This is a genomic window from Pseudomonas sp. JL2, from assembly GCF_031570495.1.
Taxonomy (GTDB): Bacteria; Pseudomonadota; Gammaproteobacteria; order Pseudomonadales; family Pseudomonadaceae; genus Aquipseudomonas; species Aquipseudomonas rhizophila.
Window position 1 is genome coordinate 1 of the sequence record NZ_JAKUDH010000024.1, and the last position, 19,522, is coordinate 19,522.

General features: G+C 60.5%; 16 protein-coding genes and 2 pseudogenes. 10 read left to right on the forward strand and 8 right to left on the reverse strand.

The window, feature by feature from the left end:
• Positions 1-135 precede the first annotated feature (135 nt).
• Genes MKS85_RS23930 through MKS85_RS23940 form a run of 3 tightly spaced genes read left to right on the forward strand, consistent with a single transcriptional unit; the run spans position 136 to position 3,701 of the window.
• Positions 136-795 carry a paraquat-inducible protein A gene (locus MKS85_RS23930; RefSeq protein WP_047229370.1) on the forward strand — a complete coding sequence of 220 codons (660 nt, stop codon included), beginning with the start codon at positions 136-138 and terminating at the stop codon, positions 793-795.
• Entirely contained in the window at positions 782-1,405 is a 624-nt protein-coding gene (locus MKS85_RS23935; RefSeq protein ID WP_047229371.1) for a paraquat-inducible protein A, read from the forward strand. The genes MKS85_RS23930 and MKS85_RS23935 overlap by 14 nt, the downstream gene beginning before the upstream one ends.
• Positions 1,398-3,701: a PqiB family protein gene (locus MKS85_RS23940; RefSeq protein WP_188252282.1), complete on the forward strand. Its 2,304-nt coding sequence runs from the start codon at positions 1,398-1,400 to the stop codon at positions 3,699-3,701. Before MKS85_RS23935 ends, MKS85_RS23940 begins: the two co-directional genes overlap by 8 nt.
• A gap of 184 nt (positions 3,702-3,885) precedes the next feature.
• On the opposite strand, the gene mksF is transcribed toward MKS85_RS23940, so the two are convergent.
• Genes mksF through mksB form a run of 3 tightly spaced genes read right to left on the reverse strand, consistent with a single transcriptional unit; the run spans position 3,886 to position 8,694 of the window.
• A complete protein-coding gene (gene mksF / locus MKS85_RS23945; protein WP_047229372.1) occupies positions 3,886-6,726 on the reverse strand; it encodes an Mks condensin complex protein MksF in 2,841 nt (946 codons plus the stop codon).
• The gene (gene mksE, locus MKS85_RS23950; RefSeq protein ID WP_047229373.1) at positions 6,723-7,424 is read right to left on the reverse strand and encodes an Mks condensin complex protein MksE; all 702 of its coding nucleotides are present in this window, start codon (positions 7,422-7,424) and stop codon (positions 6,723-6,725) included. Before mksE ends, mksF begins: the two co-directional genes overlap by 4 nt.
• Positions 7,414-8,694, reverse strand: a complete 1,281-nt coding sequence (mksB, locus tag MKS85_RS23955) for an Mks condensin complex protein MksB (RefSeq protein ID WP_047229374.1) — start codon at positions 8,692-8,694, stop codon at positions 7,414-7,416. Before mksB ends, mksE begins: the two co-directional genes overlap by 11 nt.
• Before the next feature lie 180 nt (positions 8,695-8,874).
• Here mksB and MKS85_RS23960 point away from each other — a divergent pair, with 180 nt between their 5' ends.
• Both MKS85_RS23960 and rimI read left to right on the forward strand, forming a co-directional pair.
• On the forward strand, positions 8,875-9,660 hold the full coding sequence (locus tag MKS85_RS23960; RefSeq protein WP_188252281.1) for an energy transducer TonB: 786 nt from the start codon (positions 8,875-8,877) through the stop codon (positions 9,658-9,660).
• Positions 9,653-10,105: a ribosomal protein S18-alanine N-acetyltransferase gene (gene rimI, locus MKS85_RS23965; RefSeq protein ID WP_047229376.1), complete on the forward strand. Its 453-nt coding sequence runs from the start codon at positions 9,653-9,655 to the stop codon at positions 10,103-10,105. The genes MKS85_RS23960 and rimI overlap by 8 nt, the downstream gene beginning before the upstream one ends.
• A 413-nt stretch (positions 10,106-10,518) precedes the next feature.
• Here the strand turns inward: rimI and MKS85_RS23970 are convergent, their stop codons facing one another.
• The gene (locus tag MKS85_RS23970) at positions 10,519-10,923 is read right to left on the reverse strand and encodes a hypothetical protein (protein WP_047229377.1); all 405 of its coding nucleotides are present in this window, start codon (positions 10,921-10,923) and stop codon (positions 10,519-10,521) included.
• Between the two features lie 134 nt (positions 10,924-11,057).
• Between MKS85_RS23970 and can the strand changes: the two genes are divergently transcribed.
• A complete protein-coding gene (gene can, locus MKS85_RS23975; RefSeq protein ID WP_047229378.1) occupies positions 11,058-11,702 on the forward strand; it encodes a carbonate dehydratase in 645 nt (214 codons plus the stop codon).
• A 10-nt stretch (positions 11,703-11,712) separates the two neighbouring features.
• On the opposite strand, the gene MKS85_RS23980 is transcribed toward can, so the two are convergent.
• The 3 genes from MKS85_RS23980 to MKS85_RS23990 all read right to left on the reverse strand — a co-directional run bounded on the left by MKS85_RS23980 (position 11,713) and on the right by MKS85_RS23990 (position 15,102).
• Positions 11,713-12,240, reverse strand: coding sequence for a lysine methyltransferase (locus tag MKS85_RS23980; RefSeq protein WP_160893574.1), 528 nt, complete (start codon positions 12,238-12,240; stop codon positions 11,713-11,715).
• 174 nt (positions 12,241-12,414) lie between these two features.
• Complete coding sequence (locus tag MKS85_RS23985; RefSeq protein WP_047229380.1) at positions 12,415-13,572, reverse strand: hypothetical protein; 1,158 nt, start codon at positions 13,570-13,572, stop codon at positions 12,415-12,417.
• 111 nt (positions 13,573-13,683) lie between these two features.
• The gene (locus tag MKS85_RS23990; protein WP_076386741.1) at positions 13,684-15,102 is read right to left on the reverse strand and encodes a short-chain fatty acid transporter; all 1,419 of its coding nucleotides are present in this window, start codon (positions 15,100-15,102) and stop codon (positions 13,684-13,686) included.
• 310 nt (positions 15,103-15,412) lie between these two features.
• Between MKS85_RS23990 and MKS85_RS29055 the strand changes: the two are divergent.
• The 4 genes and pseudogenes from MKS85_RS29055 to MKS85_RS24005 all read left to right on the forward strand — a co-directional run.
• Positions 15,413-16,099: pseudogene (locus MKS85_RS29055) on the forward strand (PAS domain-containing protein); the annotation flags it as partial.
• A gap of 108 nt (positions 16,100-16,207) precedes the next feature.
• Positions 16,208-16,639, forward strand: a pseudogene (locus tag MKS85_RS29060) (methyl-accepting chemotaxis protein); the annotation flags it as partial.
• A 91-nt stretch (positions 16,640-16,730) separates the two neighbouring features.
• Entirely contained in the window at positions 16,731-17,285 is a 555-nt protein-coding gene (locus tag MKS85_RS24000) for a DUF2975 domain-containing protein (RefSeq protein WP_107322932.1), read from the forward strand.
• A 7-nt stretch (positions 17,286-17,292) separates the two neighbouring features.
• On the forward strand, positions 17,293-17,517 hold the full coding sequence (locus MKS85_RS24005) for a helix-turn-helix transcriptional regulator (protein ID WP_047229383.1): 225 nt from the start codon (positions 17,293-17,295) through the stop codon (positions 17,515-17,517).
• 73 nt (positions 17,518-17,590) lie between these two features.
• Here the strand turns inward: MKS85_RS24005 and ggt are convergent, their stop codons facing one another.
• Positions 17,591-19,432, reverse strand: coding sequence for a gamma-glutamyltransferase (gene ggt / locus MKS85_RS24010; RefSeq protein WP_188252279.1), 1,842 nt, complete (start codon positions 19,430-19,432; stop codon positions 17,591-17,593).
• Between the last annotated feature and the right edge of the window lie 90 nt (positions 19,433-19,522).

Here is a 19,522-nt window from a genome sequence, read left to right on the forward strand (position 1 = left end):
CCCTATCTGCTGATGCAGGTAGGGGTTTTGTTTTGCCCGCAATAAAATTGCGCCGAGGCTCGGAATAAATTTGCACAGTTATTTTCAAGCCAGCGCACTAGAATAGCCTCCACCTTAGTTGAGCCAGAGCTCTTTATGCCCGATCCGTTTGACGCCCCTCGGTTGTCAGATCTGCCGTTGGATGACTTGGTGGCGTGCCATGAGTGCGACCTGTTGATGCGCAAGCCCCAGCTGGCCCATGGCGAAAAAGCCGAATGCCCTCGCTGTGGGTATGAGCTCTACGCTCACCGACACAATGTGGTCGAACGCAGCCTTGCATTGGTCATTGCCGCTCTGCTGTTGTATGTGCCGGCGAACTTTTTACCCATCATGCAGCTCAATTTGCTCGGCCAATCCTCCCAGGACACCGTTTGGAGTGGTGTGGTCGGCCTGTTCAATACCGGCATGCAGGGTGTATCGGTGGTGGTTTTCCTGTGCAGCATGGGCATCCCGCTGCTTAAACTGCTTTGCCAATTGGCCGTGCTACTGACCATTCGCTGGAATATCGGCCGTAGCTACGGCTTATTGCTCTATCGCATTTATCACCATTTACGCGACTGGGGCATGCTGGAGGTTTACCTCATGGGTGTGCTGGTGGCCATTGTCAAGTTGGCAGACATGGCGGCCATTACCGTGGGGCTTGGTCTGGCGTGTTTTATCAGTTTGTTGCTCGTCCAGGTCTGGCTGGAGGTGGTGATGTCGCCGCATCAGATCTGGCAAGCGTTATCAGGAGAGGACGCTCATGCGGGCGATTGATGCGGGTATTTTGATCTGCACAGAATGCCACGAGCTAAACCGGCAGGAAGCTGACGTCGATACACAAACCTGTACCCGCTGCGGCGCCCTGGTTCATCCTCGTCGCCCGAACAGCTTGATGCGGACCTGGGCGTTATTGGTCACTGCCGCGATTCTCTACATTCCGGCCAACATGCTACCGATCATGACCATCAACTCGTTGGGGCAAGGGGCACCGAGCACCATCATGGCCGGGGTCATCGAGCTGGTTCAGCACGGGATGATTCCGATTGCCGCCGTGGTGTTCATCGCCAGTATCGTCGTTCCGACTTTCAAGTTGGTAGGCATCGCCTTGCTGCTGTTTTCCGTGCAACGGCACCAGCCCATGTCTGCGCGGCAACGCATCCTTATGTACCGTTTTATCGAGTTCATTGGGCGCTGGTCGATGCTGGATATTTTTGTGATCGCCATATTGGTGGCGGTAGTGAATTTCGGTCGACTCGCGAGTGTCGAAGCCGGTCTTGGTGCAATTGCTTTTGCCAGCGTAGTGATTTTGACAATGATTGCCGCAGTAACCTTCGATCCCCGACTGATTTGGGATAACACGGAGTCGGATGACGACCATGACTGATTTGCCTACCGCTAAAACCCGACCGGCTTCGAACTGGTCCGCGATTTGGGTCTTGCCGCTGATTGCCTTGATTATCGGCGGCTGGCTCGGCTGGCGGGCCTATAACGAAACCGGCATCGAGATCAACGTGCGCTTTGAAAGCGGCGAGGGTATTCAGGTCAACAAGACTGAAGTCGTCTACAAGGGTATGCCGGTCGGCAAAGTGAAGTCCCTCAAGCTCGATGACGAAGGCAGCTCGAAAGGCGTGGTCGCGACCATTGAGATGAACAAGGACGTCGAGCAATACCTCAAGACCGGGACACGCTTCTGGTTGGTCAAGCCGAGCGTGACCCTGGCCGGCATCACCGGCCTGGAAACCCTGGTTTCCGGTAACTACGTGGCTATCAGCCCGGGGGAAGGGGAGCCGATCCGTAAATTCAAGGCCCTGGCCGAAGAGCCGCCGCTCTCGGACGCCAAGCCTGGTTTGCACCTGACCCTCAAGGCCGAGCGGCTGGGCTCGCTGAACCGTGGCAGCCCGGTGTTCTATAAACAGATTCAGGTCGGACAGGTGAAAAGCTACCTGCTATCGGAGGATCAGAGCACGGTCGAAATCAAAATCTACATCGAACCGACTTATGCCGGCCTGGTGCGTAAACATACGCGTTTCTGGAATGCCAGCGGCATCAGCATCGATGCCAATCTGTCGGGCGTCAAAGTGCGCAGCGAATCCCTGGCGAGCATCGTGGCCGGTGGTATCGCGTTCGCCACGCCGGAGAGTCGCAAAGACAGTCCGCCCACAGACCCGAGCCTGCCGTTTCGTCTTTATGAAGACTTCGACGCTGCCGCTGCCGGCATCCGCGTGAAGGTCAAGCTCAGCGACTTCGAAGGGTTACAGTCCGGTCGTACTCCGGTGATGTACAAAGGCATTCAGGTCGGCAGCCTGAAGAACCTCAAGGTCGATCCGGATCTGTCCAGTGCTACCGCTGAATTGACCCTAGACCCACTGGCCGAAGATTACCTGGTGACCGGCACCCAGTTCTGGGTGGTCAAGCCGTCGATCTCGCTGGCGGGGATTACGGGCCTTGAGGCGTTGGTCAAAGGTAACTACATCGCCATACGTCCCGGCGACAAGGGAGGCGCGCCGCAGCGCGAATTTGAAGCCAGGCCGAAGGCGCCACCGCTGGACTTGCGTTCGCCCGGGCTGCACCTGGTCCTGCTCACTGAAAACCTGGGTTCGCTGGAGGTCGGCAGTCCGATTCTCTACAAACAGGTCAAGGTTGGATCGGTGCAGAGCTACCAGTTCTCCCGCAAGAAAAAGCAGTTGATCATTGGTGTGCACATCGAGAAGGAATACGAAGGTCTGGTCAACGGATCGACCCGGTTCTGGAATGCCAGTGGGATTACGCTCACGGGTGGTTTGACGGGGGGGATCCAGGTCAAGAGCGAATCCCTGCAAAGCCTGATGGCCGGCGGCATTTCTTTCGATACGCCGGAACCCAATGTGCCGTTGAAAAGGCGCATCCCACGGTTCCGTCTGCATGCAGACCGCGAAGCCGCGCAACAGAAAGGCACAATGGTGACGATCAAGGTCGATCGCGCCGACGGTTTGCGCAGCGGCACGCCGATTCGTTTCAAAGGGCTGGATGTGGGCAAGATCGAAGACGTGGACCTCAGCGCCGACATGCAATCGATCCTGCTTACCGCACGTATCACCGAAGTGCCGGAGCGTATTGCTCGGGTCGGCTCTCAGTTCTGGGTGGTCAAGCCCGAACTGGGGCTGATGAAGACCTCGAACCTGGAGACGCTGGTGACCGGGCAGTACATCGAAGTACAGCCACCGGTGAAAAACCTGGGGCCGCAGAAAAACTTCGTGGCCCTCGCCAGCCCACCGCAAAACGCCGTCCCTGAAGCCGGTCTGAGCCTGGTGTTGAGCGCCGCTCGCCGTGGTTCGTTGAAGACCGGCGTGCCGGTGACGTATCGCGAGATTACTGTGGGCAAGGTTACTGGCTATGAATTGGGCCAGACGGCGGACCGTGTGCTGGTTCATATCCTGATCGAGCCCAAGTACGCGCCATTGGTGCGCAGCGGCACGCGATTCTGGAATACCAGTGGCTTCGGCATGGACTTCGGGTTGTTCAAAGGCGCGACAGTGCGGACTGAGTCGCTGGAGACGCTGATTCAGGGCGGCATCGCTTTTGCCACCCCGGATGGCGAGCGGATGGGCAACCCGGCGCGAGCGGAGCAGACCTTCCCCTTGTTCGATCAGTTTGAAGAGGAGTGGCTGACCTGGGCGCCGAAGATCAAGCTGGGTAAGTGATTAGGGGGCAATCAGTCTGTTCTGACGCCATCGCGAGCAGGCTCGCTCCCACTAAGTGTCGTACCTGATTGCGACGCTAAACCTGTGGGAGCGAGCCAGCTCGCGACAATCCTAAAAAGCCCGCCGCAATGAAAAAGGCCGCGATCCATTGGATCGCGGCCTTTTTTGTGTCCGGCTATTCACCTCAAACCGGATCCAGCTCCGGCTCGTCGGCCTGCACGTTCACCGTAGCTTTCACCGCATCGTGACGGCGGATGTACTTCCAGTCCGCCTCGTCGATGTAGATGCCGTTGGGGCCGCTGCCGCCTTCCAGGTCGATGGCGACGCTGGCGCAGACTTGCGGTTTCACACTGGCCAGGATCGGCACAAAACCCAGCTGCAAGCTGGTTTCCAGCAGCGCGGCCTGGTTTTTCTCGTCGATGTCTGCCGCTTCGTCAAGGTAGTACGGCAGACGCACGCGACCGGCCTGTTCGCGGTCCATCAGGTGCAGCAACAAATACATGTTGGTCAACGCCTTGATAGTCATCGTTGTGCCGTTGGACGCCGCGCCATCGATATCGGTGTGGATCACGGGCTGGCCGTTGACCTTGGTGATCTCGAAGGCGAGTTCGAACAGGTCCTTGAGGCCGAGTTGGTTGTGGTTGGCCGCCACCAGGCGGGCCAGGTATTCCTTGGCCTCTTCGTTCTTGTTGTCCTGCTCGGCGCTCTGGCTGAGGTCGAACACCGACAGGGTCTCGCCTTCCTCGTACTGGCCGGCGCTGTGGATGATCTGGTCGATGTGCTTGAGCGCTTCCTTGTTCGGCGCCAGGACGATCCGGAAGCTCTGCAGGTTGGACACCTGACGCTTGTTGATCTCGCGGTTGAACAGCGCCAGTTGATGCTCGAGGCTGTCGTAGTCGCTACGGATGTTGCGCAGGGTCCGGGCAATGTCAGTCACCGCCGCACGCCGTGCCTTGCCCAGGGTCAGTGCTTCGTCGGTACGGTGGGCATAGGCGTTGATCAACAGTTGCAGGCGGCGCTCCATGTCGTCTTCGCTGTCGAACTTGGCCACGCCCTTGAGGCGCACCTGGGCGTACAGCGCTTCGATCTGGCCATCGACCCGCAACAGCCCCTGCCAGCTGTCCTGGTAGTCATTGAGCAGCGGCAGCAGGTTATCCATGGAGTCGTCGACCGGGTCCATGAACGGTGTGCCGAACGGCAGGTCCGCTGGCAACAATTGACGACGGCGCAGGGCGTCGTCGAGGGTACGTTGCTTGGCTTCCATGTCGGCGATCTGCCGGCCCACCAGTTGCAACTTGGCGGACAACTGCTGGACACGTTCGGTGAAGGCATCGCTGGAGCGCTTGAGTTCGTCCTGGGCGGCTTCCATCTGCGCCAGTTGCTCAAGCTTTTCGCCTTCCTCGGCACTCAGGGTCTGGGTGCGGCGGAAGTCTTCCAGGGCTTTCTGCGCATCCAGAACCTGCTGGTACAGCGCCTCGGTCTGGGTCTTGCTCGCGGCGCGGTCGGCGGCCACCGCTTGCTGGGTCTTGAGCTGCTTGAGTTCTTTTTCCAGGCGTTCTTTCTGGTCTCGCAGTGCGGCGCGGTCGGCCAGGGCTTGCAGGGCCGGCGGTTCGATGTGGGACAGGTCGATGGACAGGCCCGGTACTTCGAAACGCTCACCTTTGAAGCCGTCGAGGATCAGCTCCATGGATTTGACCCACTCGCCGTTCTCGTCCAGTGCAATGCCGTGCTCGCCCAGCGGCAGGCTGAACAGCGCACTGTTGAACAGGCGCATCAGGCGTTCAACGTCCTGTTGCGAGAATTCTTCCCGCAGGCGGGCGTAGCTGTTGTTGTCGGCATGATCGAGTTGCTGCTTGACCGACTTCAGGCGTTTTTCCAGATCCCGCAGGCGCTCATCCAGGTCTTCGGCGCTGAACTGCCGGGACTGGGCCAGGGCACCGGCCAGTTCGTCGTGGGCATCCTTGGCCGCGAGTAGTTGTTGCTCCAGGACCTTGACGTCATCCACCAGGGCAAAGCGGTTCTTGAGCACCGACAGTTCGCCAATCCAGCGCTGGATGCCGCTGATTTCCCGTTCCAGGCGCATCAACTCCTGAGTGCCGCCGCGCTGGTCGTTCTGCAGCGAATCCTGCTCGTTGCGGTAGTGTTCGGCCTGGATGGTCAGCTCTTCCTTGCGCGCACTGGCGTAGTCCGACCAAGTGCCGAGCAGCGAGTCGAGCAACGGTGACAGACGATGCAGTTTGCCGCGCAGTACATCGCGCTGCTTCACGCCATTGGCCAGGGCCTCCACCAGCGGACCGGCAGCCACCAGGGAGTTGTAGTCCTGCTCCATGCGTCGTACATCACGGAAGGCTTCTTCACACGCGGCGATGTAATCCACGCTACCGGAACGCAGGCTGTGCTCGAACGCGTCGAGGAACAGTTGCTTGAGCTTGGCCGCAGTAATTTCGCGCATGTGCAACAGGTTGATGAACAGCGCGCGGAAAGTCTTGAGGCTTTGCTCGCTGGTGGAGCGCAGCGGGATCAGCGTCAGGTCCAGCGGAATCGAGGTATGACCGCCCACCAGCAGGCGCCGCAGTTCATCAGGCTTGAGTTCGTAGGCTTTGAGGCCTTCGCGCTCCAGGTTGGTGAACAGCTCTTTCTGACGCAGGCAGGTGTCGTCTTTCTGATAATGGGCCAGGTCCAGCTTGCCGGCGTAGGCAAAGAACTGGTGGCCGAAACCGCCGCCGGGGCCGCGCCCGACCACGCCGATCACGTGCGGGCCATGGGGCAGGGCGACTTCCACCAGGATGTAGCTGGTGTCCGAGGCAAAGTAGAAACGCCGGGATTGCTCCAGGCTGTACTTGCCGAAACTCATGTCCGACATGCGCGCCAGGATCGGGAACTGCAAGGCGTTGATCGACGCGGATTTACCGAGGTTGTTTGCGCCGTACACCGACAGCGGTTCTTCCAGCGGGAACAGGCCCAGGCTGTAGCCGGCGGTGTTCAAAAGGGCAAAGCGGCGGATGCCGTAGCGTTCCTTGCTCATGCGTCGGTCTCCTGTTCTTCGGCAATGGCACGGGCCAGTGCGTCTTCTTCGCTTTCACCTTCGAATTCGCTCAGATCCAGCGGATCATCGGTTTGCAGCAACTTTTCGTCGCTGTCTTCGTCGATCAGTACCGGTGCAGGCAACGGCAGCACGCTGTGCAGGCTGGCGGCCAGGTCGCGGTCCTGCTGGACCGACAGGCAGACGTCGAGGAAACGGTGCATCGGTGGCAGGAAGCGGTAGACACCGTTCTCTTCGCCGGCAAAACCCAGTTGGGTCATGCGGCGCATGATTTTTTCTTCCAGCTCTTCCTGGGTCTGCACTTCGGCCTGAAGGAACAGGTCGCGGTACTTTTCCAGAAGCGAGGGCAGCTCATCGCGGCCCAGGCTACCACCGTCGAGCACGGCAATCGGGTCGCGGCCCTGGTCGGCCAGGTGCTCGACGAGGATGAAGGTGAACAGCGCCAGGCGTTGGGCGGTCTTGTTCACCGCAGCGGCGGCGAGGTCCGGCACGAAGTAGTAGAAACCACGGGTATCGCACACCAGTTCGAAACCCAGGGCCTTGAACAGCGTGCGGTACTGGTCCTGGAAGTTCGACAGTTGCGCGTACAGCTCCGGGTCGCGGCGGCTGACGTGGTAACCCTTGAACAGCTCGCGAAAAATCGGCGCCAGTTGGGACAGTTCGGATAGATCAAGATGCATGGGGGATGCTCGCAGAATCCTCGGCGGCGGTGTCGCGGGCCGAGAGCAGGGCGAAGGAGCGCAGGCTGACCTGATGCTCGTGAGTGTGGTAGTCGCGGCGTTCCAGACGCTCGCGCTTGAAACGTTTTTCCCGCGACAGGCGCGAGAACCAGTACAGCAATTCGTCGGTGGCGCCGTCCGGCTCCTGCTCCAGCAACCAGGTCATCAGGTCCGGCATTGGCAGCGCGTCTTCGCAACGCTCGACCATCTCGCGTACGGTGCGCGGCGCGCGAGGAGCCTCGCCGCCCTTGTGGGTCTTGTGGGACTTGGGGAAGCGCGCCGGTTTCGGTTCGAAACGGGCCAGGGCGTATACGTAGGCTTCGACCTGACTGGCGCTGCCCAAGAAGGTGCTTTGCGGGCGGGTGAACAGCGGCATGGCGGCTTGGGGCACGGCATCGAGGCCTTTGCGCCGAATGGCGGCCAGGGCCAGGGCGGCGCCACGGGTCACCGCGTTGTGACGGCGGGCCTCTTCGCGTAGCGGCAGGAGCAATTCGCGGGCATGGCGCAGGGTTAACTGGGCGCTGGTCTGCATCTCGAGGATGCGCGCGTGGGTGCGCAGCAGCATGTCATCGTCCACCAGGTGGCCGAGGCGCTGCTGTTCGGTGAGCATGCGCAACAGCACATTCTCGACCTTGCGCACGCCTTGCTCGAACGCGCCGTCGGCGTTCACCAACTGGATCATCGGTTCGACGTATTCATCCCAGGTCGCCAGTACTTCGGCGTAGCGCTGGCGCAACGGAATCTGCCGGTCGCTGGTCTTGGCCCGTTCGGCCACCGCTACCAGGGCCTGTTCGTCGTTGGCGAGTTTCTTGAGTACGTCGCGCACGCGCATGTCCAGCAGACGCAACTGGCGGGCCAGATCGTTGCCGTCGCGAATGTCGAACGCGTCCTGGATATAACCGGCCAGGCGCTCGAGGTGGCGCAGGTAGGCTTCGATTTCCAGGCACAGGCCGAGGCGGTGTTCGCGGCGCAGGTAGGCGAGGAAGTCATGGATCTGGGCGTTGAGCTCGAAACGGTTCGGGCTTTTCGCCACCGGTACGAGGATGTCCAGGCGGATCCACACGTCCAGCAGGTTGGTGATGTCCTGGGGCGTGCTGTCCAGTTGTTGGGCGGCCAATTGTGAACGCAATTCGTTGAGGCTCAGGGTGCCCTGGTCGAAGTGCTCGCACAAAGGTTCCAGCAATGCCCAGTGTTCAGCGAGGGCGCGCAAGACGCGCTTGGGTTCGATCATCGCAATGGCCGTCGGGTTGGCAATTAAAAGGGGCGATTGTACTGCATCAGGCCGGTTGCGATTCACCCCTGAGACGGACTGTCGGTTGAATCGCTCAACTATTGATTCAACAGGGAAGCGATCTGTCTCGAAGGGCGGTAGAATCCCTTCCACTTTCAGTTATCCACAAGTGGCCGACCCTTGCTTATCGAGTCCCGCCGCCGCGCCTATCTGACCGCCATGCAGGTGGTCAACTGGCTGCCGCGTACCGAATTGCCGTTTGCCGCCCCGTCGCGGCCCGAGCTGCTGGAAACGCCCGAGCCGCTGGATATCGAGCCGGTCGTGAGCGCGCCCGTGGCCAAGACGGTTGCCGAGCCGGTGGCGCCCGTGGTCGAACGGCCGAAGATCGAGGTTCCGCGCCCGAGCCTGGCTTCGACCCGCACCAACGCCAAACCGGTAGAGGCCGCCGATGAGACCCCGCCCCCGGTCAAGGCCCCTTACGTCGCACCGCCGCGTTTCGCGCTGCAACTGCTACGGGCAGGACGTTGCCTGCTACTGGTGGAACTGCCCACGGGCGAACCGTTTCAAAGCCGCGATCCGGCGTATCTGTTGCTCAAGGACATGCTGCGCGCCGCCGGTCTGCCGGACAGCCCACAGATCGTTGGCGAGCCAGTGCGCTGGCCGTTGCTGTCACGCGGGACCATGGACCAGGGACCAGAAGCGGCGCGGGATTTTGTCCAGGGTTTTGTCTCGGCGCGGCTTGAGGATGAGCCCTGCGTGTGCCTTTGGCTGATCGGCCTGCCGGCGGTGAAATTTGCTGGTGAGGTGGATGCTCAAGCGTTCAATCGCGAACTGCAGGTCGAAGGCCTGGGCTCGGCCTGGGCGTTGCCCGGCCTGGAATTGTTAATGGAGACGCCACAGCGCAAGGCTGATGTCTGGCAAGCCATGCGCCGGCTGATGGCGCGTTGGAAAGAATCGAATGAGTGACGCTGTATCGTTCCGCCCGATGACCGAGGCGGACCTCGACGCTGTGCTGAAAATCGAATATGCGGCCTACAGCCACCCCTGGACCCGAGGGATCTTTCTCGACGGGCTGGGCAAGTACCAGATCTGGCTGATGTTCGAAGGCCAGCAGCAAGTGGGCCACGGCGTGGTGCAGATCATCCTGGATGAAGCGCACTTGCTCAACATCACCGTCAAACCGGAAAACCAGGGGCGCGGCTTGGGTTTGCGGCTGCTGGAGCATCTTATGTCCATTGCCTACAAGGCCGAGGCTCGGGAGTGCTTCCTGGAAGTGCGTGACAGCAACCGCACAGCGTTCCGGCTGTATGAGCGCTATGGCTTCAATGAAGTCGGCCGTCGCCGCGATTACTACCCTGCGGTGGGCGGACGCGAAGATGCGGTGGTCATGGCGTGTACCTTGGTGGACTGAACTTGCCACATCGAGGTTAACCGCAACGCCGTCATCGCGAGCAAGCTCGCTCCCACAGAGAGCTTGGCGATGTGCATCAAATTTGCGCTCGAACACAAAACCCTGTGGGAGCGAGCTTGCTCGCGATGACGGCGGCACATTCAACCCCAGTGCAACCTGATCCTCCGCTATCGCGAGCAGGCTGGCTCCCACAGGTTCTGCGTCATAACCCAATGTCTCGAGCGATGCAGATCCAATGTGGGAGCGAGCGTGCTCGCGATGACGGCGGCACATTCAACCCCAGTGCAAACTGATCCACCGCTATCGCGAGCAGGCTCGCTCCCACATTGGATCTGCATCGCTCAAGACATTGGGTTATGACGCAGAACCTGTGGGAGCGAGCCTGCTCGCGATGGCGTCAGCTCTATCGACACTTACCGCTTGCCATCCAACGGATCGATATCGGCCATTTCCGCTTCGTCGAGCCCGTCACCCCCGCCTATGTCATTTTCATCCACCACGCTCAGGTCCCAGTCCGCCCGTTTGTCGTCACCGGCTTCATGGGCGTCCCGGGCACCGTCTTCGCGGATCAGTGTTTCCGGGCTCATGTCGTCGTCGGTGGGGTCGTGATCATCCGTTGAAGCCCCTGTCAGCCCGGCTTCACGCACGCGTTCACGCGGCATCAACTGTTCGCGTTCATTTTCCGGCAGTTCGTCGCCGATTTTCGCACTGGGCTCTTGTTCGTCGAATTCCAGTTCATGCATCGAGCCCATGCGGTCTTCGTTATCGTCGATGGGTTCCGGCTGGACCGCGTCGAAAGGACGTCGTGAATCATTCATGGCAATTCCTCATACTGTGGGGCTTACTGGGGGTGGACCCACAGCCGTGGCGAGAATTCCAACGGCATTCTGGACGTGACCTCGACGGGCGGTCGTCTGTCAAAGTTGCGCACTATTCTCGAGGGCTAGATAGCATGAACGAATTACAAGATCTGATTGATAACAACGCGCGCTGGGCCGATGCGATCAAGCAGGAAGATCCTGATTTCTTTTCCAAGCTGGCCCGTCAGCAAACCCCTGAGTATCTGTGGATCGGCTGTTCCGATGCGCGGGTGCCGGCCAACGAGATCGTCGGCATGCTGCCCGGCGATCTGTTTGTGCACCGTAACGTGGCCAACGTGGTGCTGCACACCGACCTCAACTGCCTGTCGGTGATCCAGTACGCGGTGGACGTGCTCAAGGTCAAACATATCCTGGTCACCGGGCATTACGGCTGTGGCGGCGTGCGTGCCTCGATGCAGGATCGTCAACTGGGTCTGATCGACGGCTGGCTGCGTTCGATTCGCGACCTGTACTACGAGCATCGCGAAACGTTGGCCCAATTGCCGACCGAAGAAGAGCGCGTGGATCGCTTGTGCGAGCTCAATGTGATCCAGCAGGTGGCCAATGTCGGCCACACCAGCATTGTGCAGAACGCTTGGCATCGCGGGCAGAAACTGTCGATTCACGGCTGTATCTACGGGATCAAGGACGGCCGCTGGAAAAGCCTGGACACGACGATCAGCGGTTTCGAGCAGTTGCCGCCGCAGTATCGGCTACGTCCGGTCGGCGCGCCCTGATTCGGCTCATTCAGTCGCGATGACAGCGGCGACGCCAGTGCCGTAGAAATTTCATCCCTCGCTCGTTGGGCGGTTCGTCATAGCCTGTGATCCAGCCATGACAGTTGGACGAACCGCACCGGCAGGCGAACTGTCGATACAATTTCTGTTCGGTACTGGCGTAATCCATCGTCAAGCAGTCACCTTCCTCGATGATGGTCAACGCCCATAACCACAGTTCGCTCATGTCCAGGAAAACGTTCGGGCTGCAGGAGTGCTGCAGCAATCCGGCGAAGCGCGGGTCATACATGTGGATGTCCGGCAGGATCTGCAGTGTATGCAGGCGTCGTCGGCTGACGATCAGTCCCGATACCCTGCACATCCTTTCCAACGGCGCAAACCGCTTGCGGGCGACGATGCCATTGCCGCGGCCGTTAGTCGTCTGGCGCACTTCGAAATCGCGCCTGGATGGATAACCCATGCGCGTGCTGAGTTGTTTCTCGGGGTAGATGCCGTCCCCGTTCGGTGAGGATGCGCTGTCTGCAAGGAAGGTGGTCATGACGGTCCCTGTCGCGTAGGACGCTCGGCCTTCTGGCGCTGGCGATCCTGCCAGCGATCATTGAAACCTGCCTAGCTTCGCGCAACCTTGAAACGACATCTACTGTCGACTCTGACAGGAGCCAAAGGCGCTTTCCCGCGTGAGCCCAGGCTTACGCAGGAAAGTCCTTGGGGTTTACACCGCGTCAGGCAGCGCTGGCATGGGGACTTTCAATTGTGGAAGTTGTGATTTGATTGCCGGCTCCGCGCATTTTTTCGCCGCTTCGTCCGCAGACAGCTTGCGGATCGAGGTATAGAACAGCTCACAGGTTTCTTCCTTTTGCGTGACCTGCCAGGTCTGTGTGCATTGATTCAATTGCGCACTCGGATCGGTGCCCGGTTTGCTGCCCATGCCGGCTTGCCAGCATGCAGCGCTGAGGTCCTGCCCCATGACTTTCAAACCTGCCGCATCCGCCTTGGCCTGATCACCGTTGTAGCTGTCAGGGTCGGCGGCATACCAGATGTAGCTCGGGTGGTTGGAGCCCAGGACCGGAACCTTGACACCCGCAGTCGGCGTAATGGTCGCCAGACCCAGCACGTCCACGGTCTGGCCGTACTGTGTCTTGATCCAGTTCCGCACGGGAGCACCGAAGGCCACCATCGGCAGGGCGTCGCCGCTGGCGTTCTGGCTGACTTGCTTGACCATGGTGGTCTGGTAGTCATTGAAATAGTCGTAGACCCCGCCCAGCGCCTGGCCGGCATTGGATGGCGCCGCAATCGGTGCGATGTCGACAATGGTCTGGAAGGCCGGGGTCTGTTCGGCGGCGATGCCGTTGGCGGTCAGCAGCGTGGCCCAGCGATCGGTGGTGGCCGATTCCAGGTAGTCCTGCGCCTGGGTCAGGGAGTAATCCGGCGGGAAGTGCAGCAACTCAATGCTCTTGCGGTTCTCCAGGGCCATGCCCAGCGGCAGGAACAGGTACCAGTCGTAGGCCCATTTGTTATCGCTGTTGAGTTTGGTGGCGCCCTTGTATGCCAGGTCACCGGCATCCAGCAGCGCAGTCAACGGTTTGCCGTAGTCTTGCGGCACGCCGCTAATACTGGCGTAGACCTTATCGTTGTCGCTTTTGACGCTGACCTTGGCCGCGCTGTAGCCGTCACGCTGCACGCTTTGGGTCAGGTAATGCTCAACGGTCTGCTCCAGCGTCCAGTTGCGAAAACAAATGACATTGCAGTTGTTGGGATAGGCGAAGAGACGGGTGACGCGTTCGGTACTGCCCAACTGAACATCGATGTCGGCATGGGCGGCGGCACTGAAGGCCAGGGTGGCAAGAGAAAGTACGGCGAGTTTGGACATGCTCAGATCCTTTTCAGCGTGTGGACCCCTCGAACAGGGTGTAGCCATACTGAAACAGACCGGAGCGAAGAAAAAGTGGGCCGACGAAAATATCGGCCCTTTTTTATGGCTTTATGGCATCACGGGCGGCAGATAAGACAATGTCGTCCCCAGCGCCCACAGCAGCACCAGCACCAATGGCGTGTGAACCAGTAATTGCACGAAGGAGAAACCGATCAGGTCCCGGGCCTTGAGCCCCAACACTCCCAGCAGCGGCAGCATGTAGAACGGATTGATCAGGTTTGGCAGCGCTTCGGCGGCGTTATAGATCTGCACCGCCCACCCCAGGTGATAGTTCAGATCATTGGCCACCTGCATGACATAGGGGGCTTCGATGATCCATTTGCCGCCTCCCGAAGGAATGAAAAAGCCCAGCACCGCCGAGTAGGCGCCCATCAACACGGCGTAGGTATCGTGGGATGCGATCTGTACGAAAAAGGTGGATATGTGATGGGCGAGCGTCTGGGCGTCGCTACCCTTGACCGTGGTCAGCAGCGCGGCAATCGAGCCGTACAGCGGAAACTGGATCAGCACGCCGGTGGTGGTCGGCACCGCGCGCGCCACGGCATCGAGAAAGCTGCGCGGCCGCCAGTGCAGCAACGCGCCAAGCATCAGGAACAGGAAGTTATAGGTGTTGAGCCCGGAGATGGCGCTTATCGCAGGTTTGGTCGAGAACTCGTGGAACAGCCAGCCGGCGGCCAGCAGCGCCAGGGCAATGGTCAGCAGCGGGCTATGTTCCAGCCATTCTCCCGGGCGGGTGCGAGGCTGCAATGCCGGCATGCTGAAGCTGGGATCAATCCCGCAGGCGGCGGCGTCACGGGCACTGTTCGGGCCGGGAGCGGTGGCATAGGCCACGATCAGCGAGATCACGATCAACGCCAGCAACATCACTCCCGATTGCCAGAGAAAAATGGTCTGGGTGAACGGAATGACCCCGGTGATCGACAGGATCGACGGTGGCAGGCTGGCCGGGTTGGCCTGCAATTGCGCCGCCGAGGAAGACAAACCCAGTGCCCAAACCGCGCCCAGGCCCAGGTAAGCGGCGGCGCCCGCGGCGCGGTAGTCCATTTTCAGATCGGTGCGACGGGCCAGGGCACGTACCAATAAACCGCCAAATACCAGGGAAAGCCCCCAGTTGAGCAGCGACGCGACCATGGAGATCAATGCGACCCAGGCCACCGCGGAGCGACCGTTTTTCGGGATGCGTGCCAGGCGATCGATCAGTTTGACGGCGGGTGGCGAGCTGGCGACCACGTAACCGCCGATCACCACGAAGGCCATCTGCATGGTGAACGGTATCAGGCTCCAGAAGCCATCGCCGAACGCCATGGCGGCGGCCGTGGGCTTGGCGCCGATGAACAGTGTCGCCACCGCGACTACCAATACTGCCAGGGCGGCAAATACCCAGGAGTCAGGGAACCAGCGCTCGGCAAAACTGGAACAGCGCAAGGCGAAGCGGGCGGAACGGCTGTCTTGTATGTCGGTGGTCACGGCAATTACCTCGATTTTTATGGTTATGGGTATTGGGTGCGGCAGGGTCTTGGCGTCAGGCGCCAACACTGGAACATTCCAGTGACCATGGGAGGCTAATCGGGGTTCGCGAGCGCGCAGGATTATTTTCAGAAGCGGCCCGGGGCGCTCTTTAGAAAAAAATCGGCGAGCCGATGGCAAGAGAACAGGCCACCTAACTCTCCTGCTCTCGGAGCATGCCATGTTCAATAAACGCTTGAAGCAGGAGCTTTCGGCTCTTCGCCAGGAACTGTCCAGCCTTGTGCAGGTGAAGGAGAGTTTGGACCGCGAGATGCTGGCCCTCACTCTGGATGCCGAAGGGCGGGTGCAGACGGTCAATCAGAATTTTCTCGACGAAATGCACTACAAGACCCAGGACCTCATCGGCCGGTCTGTCGAAGAGCTGGTGCCGGCTTACCTGAAATCCAATGAGTTCCAGTTGCGTTTCAAGACGGCGCTGACTAGAGGCGAGCATTTCTCCGGCGCCGTACGGCTGCTCCGGGGCAACGGTAAGGAAGCCTGGTTGCGTTCGATTCTCCAACCGGTTCGGGCGACTGATGGCCGAATCCGCTATTTCTCGATGTACTCCAGCGACCTGACCCGTACCATCGAGGCGTCGCGCGAGCATGAAAACCTCATTGGTGCGCTGGTGCGCTCAACGGCGGTGATCGAATTCGACCTGGGCGGTCACGTACTGACAGCCAATGATCGCTTCCTCAATGCCATGGGTTACAGCCTGGCGCAGATCAAGGGCAAGCATCACCGCATGTTTTGCGAACCGGAGGAGTACAACAGCGCCACCTACCAGCAGTTCTGGCAGCGTCTCAACAGCGGCGAGTTCGTCGCCGGTCGCTTCAAACGCTTGGACAGCAACGGCCGTGAAGTCTGGCTGGAAGCCTCTTACAACCCGGTGCTTGATGCCAACGAGCGACTGTACAAAGTGGTCAAGTTCGCCACGAACATCACTGATCAGGTCAACCAGGAAAAAGCCGTCTCCGAGGCGGCCGGCATTGCCTACAGCACCTCGTTGCAAACCGACAACAGCGCCCAGCGCGGCACCACCGTGGTGACCCAGGCCGTGGGCGTGATGCGTGACCTGGCCCGGCACATGCAAACCGCCGGCGAAGGCATCGAGGCCCTGAATGAGCAATCCCTGGTGATCGGCACCATCGTCAAGACCATCAGCGGCATTGCCGAACAGACCAACCTGCTGGCGCTCAACGCGGCCATCGAAGCCGCCCGGGCGGGTGAGCAGGGCCGGGGCTTTGCGGTGGTGGCCGATGAAGTGCGGCAACTGGCGTCGCGTACCAGTCAGGCCACTGATGAGATCGTCGGCGTGGTTCGCCAGAACCAGGACATGGCCCGCAACGCCGTGGCACTGATGACCGACGGCCAGCACCAGGCCGAACAGGGCCTGGCCCTGGCAGCGGAGGCGGGGACGGTGATCGTCGAGATTCAGGATGGCGCGAAGAAGGTGGTCGATGCCGTGAGCCAGTTTGCCAATCAGTTGTCGACTTGAGTTTGATGTTATCGTTTTTTACATATTAATTATTGTTATGCGATAATTTCGCCGCTATGGTTTGCGCTTCCTTTGTTCTGTGGAGCCTTCCATGTCCTCGAATCGTCTCGCCCTGTACAGCCAGCGCATGGCTGTCATCACACTTGTCTTCATTATCACGATGATGGTCCTCAACGCCGGGGTCTGGCTGTTTCCTGACGTTGCTTCAGAATACGGTCTGGGCTTTGCCCTGACCGAGCGACAGCTGTCGAGCTTGTCAGCAGAGGCTATGCGCTTGACTGGTTGGCAATGCCTTGGCGCAATGCTGTTGTCGAGCATACCGCTGCTGGCCCTGGCGTTCGGGCTGGGCCATTTACGGCAGTTGTTCCAGCGATATGCCCAAGGCGAGTATTTTTCCAGCGAAGCAGCCGTTTGCCTGGGGAAGGTAGGTCGCGCTGTGGCGCTGTGGGTGCTGCTGGATTTCCTGTGTGAGCCGTTTCTCAGCCTGCTGGTGACGATCAATGCACCGGTCGGTCAGCGTCTGCTTACCCTCAGCGTTACCGCCCCGTCGTTTGTCGCGTTGTTTCTTGCAGCCTGCATTGCAATCATTGCCCGGATATTGTCCCGGGCCAGTGAAGTCGATTCAGAAAACCGGACTTTTGTTTGAGAGCCCTATGCCTATCGTTATTCAACTTGATGTGATGCTGGCGACGCGCAAGGTTAAATCCAAGGACCTTGCCGCCGCGATAGGCATTACGGAAGCCAACCTTTCCTTGTTGAAGCAAGGAAAGGTCAAGGGTATTCGCCTGGCTACCCTCGAAGCCATTTGCAGCCATCTGCAATGTCAGCCCGCCGATCTGCTGATTTACCAACCGCAGAGCGATCCCCCCAAGGCTTGACCCCTTGGGGGAGCGAGCCTGCCTGCGATGGGCGGCGACGCGACTTCGCAGACCGGTCGGATGGCCGCGACGCTCAATCCCCCAGCGCCTGCCCCTCACGCCGCGGGTCCGCTCCACCGGCCAGTGAGGTTTTGCCTTGGGCATCACGGACTCGGACGATTGCCTGGGTCCCGCTGGTCATGTCGATTTCACTCACGGCATGGCCTTTGTTTTTCAACGCCTGGATCAGCGTCGGGCTGAACTGACCTTGTTCCAGTTCGGTGGGGCCGTTGCGGCTGCCGAAGTTGGGAAGATTGATGGCGGCTTGCGCGTCGAGGTCCCAGTCCAGCAGGCCGATCACTGACTTGGCGACGTATTCGATGATTTGGGAGCCTCCCGGTGAGCCAACAGCGGCCAGCAGTTCACCGCTCTGGCGATCGAAGATCAGGGTCGGCGCCATGGACGAGCGGGGGCGTTTGCCGGGTTCGACGCGGTTGGCGACCTTTTGCCCATTTTCTTCGGGTATGAACGAGAAGTCGGTCATCTGGTTGTTGAGCATGAAACCCCGGACCATCAGGTGTGAGCCGAACGCCGACTCCACCGTGGTGGTCATCGACACGGCGCCACCCTGATCATCCACTGCCACCACTTGCGAGGTGGAGATGCGCAGGGGCGAACGGTCCGGGGCGTAGGCCACCTGGACGCCCGGTGGTGTGCCGGGTTTGGCGATGCCCATGCTGCGTGGACCGATCAGGCTCGCGCGGCTGGCCAGATAACCGGGATCGACCAGGCCTTTGACCGGCACGGGGACGAAGTCCGAGTCAGCGACATACAGGGCGCGGTCGGCGTAGGTCAGGCGTTCGGCTTCGGCGATCAGGTGCACTGCTTCGGGCGTCGGCTCAATGCCGGCGGGTTTATCGGTCTTGACGGGTTTCATGGGGGCCAGGGCCGTGCGGCGGTCGCGCTGTTCCAATGCCTGCAAGGTTCCGAGAATCTGTGCCACGGCGATCCCGCCCGAAGACGGGGGCGCCATGCCACAGACTTGCCAGCGCTTGTAGTCAGTGCAAAGCGGCGCACGTTCCCGGGCGGCGTAGCCCTGGAGGTCATTCAATGACAGGCTGCCGGGGTTGGCATGCTTCTGCACCTTGGCGACGATTTCTTCGGCAATCGGCCCTTTGTACAAGGCGTCGGGACCTTCGCGGGCAATGCGCTTGAGCACGTCGGCCAAAGCGGGGTTTTTCAGCAGGGTGCCGACCGCCTTCGGGCTGCCGTCGGCGTTCAGGAAATAGGCGGCCATGTCCGGCGACCCCGGCAGGGACGCATCGGCCGCAATCATCGAGTGCAACCTGGGCGAGATCGCAAAACCCTGTTCGGCCAATGCGATGGCCGGCTCGAACAGCGTGGCCCATTCAAGTCGGCCATGTTTGCGATGGGCCAGTTCCAGTGCCCGCAACACGCCCGGTGTGCCCACGGAACGGCCGCCTATCTGTGCGGCGGTAAACGGCATGGGTTTGCCATCTGCTTGCAGGAAAAGTCTCTCGGTGGCGCCGGCCGGTGCCGTTTCGCGACCGTCGTAAGTACGTACTGCCTTGCCGTCCCACAACACGATGAATGCACCGCCACCGATCCCGGAGGACTGCGGCTCCACGAGGGTCAGCACCGCCTGCATGGCAATCGCCGCGTCGATGGCCGAGCCGCCGCGCCGCAACATCTGCCGCCCGGCTTCGGCCGCCAGCGGGTTGGCCGCCGCGGCCATGTGCTTGTCGGCGTGGCGGGTCTGCAGGTCGGTGCGATAGCCGGAGGCGATCTCCGGTGCGACGGGCAATGCTGGGGTTGTGGAGGAGGACGGGGCCTTACAGGCAACGAGTGCCAGGGCTACAGCCAGCAGCGAAACGGCTGACAGGCGATGAAGATTCGGTTTCAGATCTGCAAGCATGTGTCGCTCCATCCGTGGGCCAGGGGATAGGGATCGACTGTAGCGATGCGAGGCGTCGGGCGCAAATCAGCGCGGACTTGGGGGACGGCT

Excerpts from the sequence above, each read along its gene's own strand:
- MKS85_RS23985 (WP_047229380.1), bottom strand. The coding sequence starts at position 13,572 with ATGTCCAAACTCGCCGTACTTTCTCTTGCCACCCTGGCCTTCAGTGCC.
- MKS85_RS23980 (WP_160893574.1), bottom strand. The coding sequence starts at position 12,240 with ATGACCACCTTCCTTGCAGACAGCGCATCCTCACCGAACGGGGACGGC.
- MKS85_RS23940 (WP_188252282.1), top strand. The coding sequence starts at position 1,398 with ATGACTGATTTGCCTACCGCTAAAACCCGACCGGCTTCGAACTGGTCC.
- MKS85_RS24000 (WP_107322932.1), top strand. The coding sequence starts at position 16,731 with ATGTCCTCGAATCGTCTCGCCCTGTACAGCCAGCGCATGGCTGTCATC.
- MKS85_RS24005 (WP_047229383.1), top strand. The coding sequence starts at position 17,293 with ATGCCTATCGTTATTCAACTTGATGTGATGCTGGCGACGCGCAAGGTT.
- MKS85_RS23935 (WP_047229371.1), top strand. The coding sequence starts at position 782 with ATGCGGGCGATTGATGCGGGTATTTTGATCTGCACAGAATGCCACGAG.
- mksE (WP_047229373.1), bottom strand. The coding sequence starts at position 7,424 with ATGCATCTTGATCTATCCGAACTGTCCCAACTGGCGCCGATTTTTCGC.
- ggt (WP_188252279.1), bottom strand. The coding sequence starts at position 19,432 with ATGCTTGCAGATCTGAAACCGAATCTTCATCGCCTGTCAGCCGTTTCG.
- can (WP_047229378.1), top strand. The coding sequence starts at position 11,058 with ATGAACGAATTACAAGATCTGATTGATAACAACGCGCGCTGGGCCGAT.
- rimI (WP_047229376.1), top strand. The coding sequence starts at position 9,653 with ATGAGTGACGCTGTATCGTTCCGCCCGATGACCGAGGCGGACCTCGAC.
- mksB (WP_047229374.1), bottom strand. The coding sequence starts at position 8,694 with ATGATCGAACCCAAGCGCGTCTTGCGCGCCCTCGCTGAACACTGGGCA.
- mksF (WP_047229372.1), bottom strand. The coding sequence starts at position 6,726 with ATGAGCAAGGAACGCTACGGCATCCGCCGCTTTGCCCTTTTGAACACC.
- MKS85_RS23930 (WP_047229370.1), top strand. The coding sequence starts at position 136 with ATGCCCGATCCGTTTGACGCCCCTCGGTTGTCAGATCTGCCGTTGGAT.
- MKS85_RS23970 (WP_047229377.1), bottom strand. The coding sequence starts at position 10,923 with ATGAATGATTCACGACGTCCTTTCGACGCGGTCCAGCCGGAACCCATC.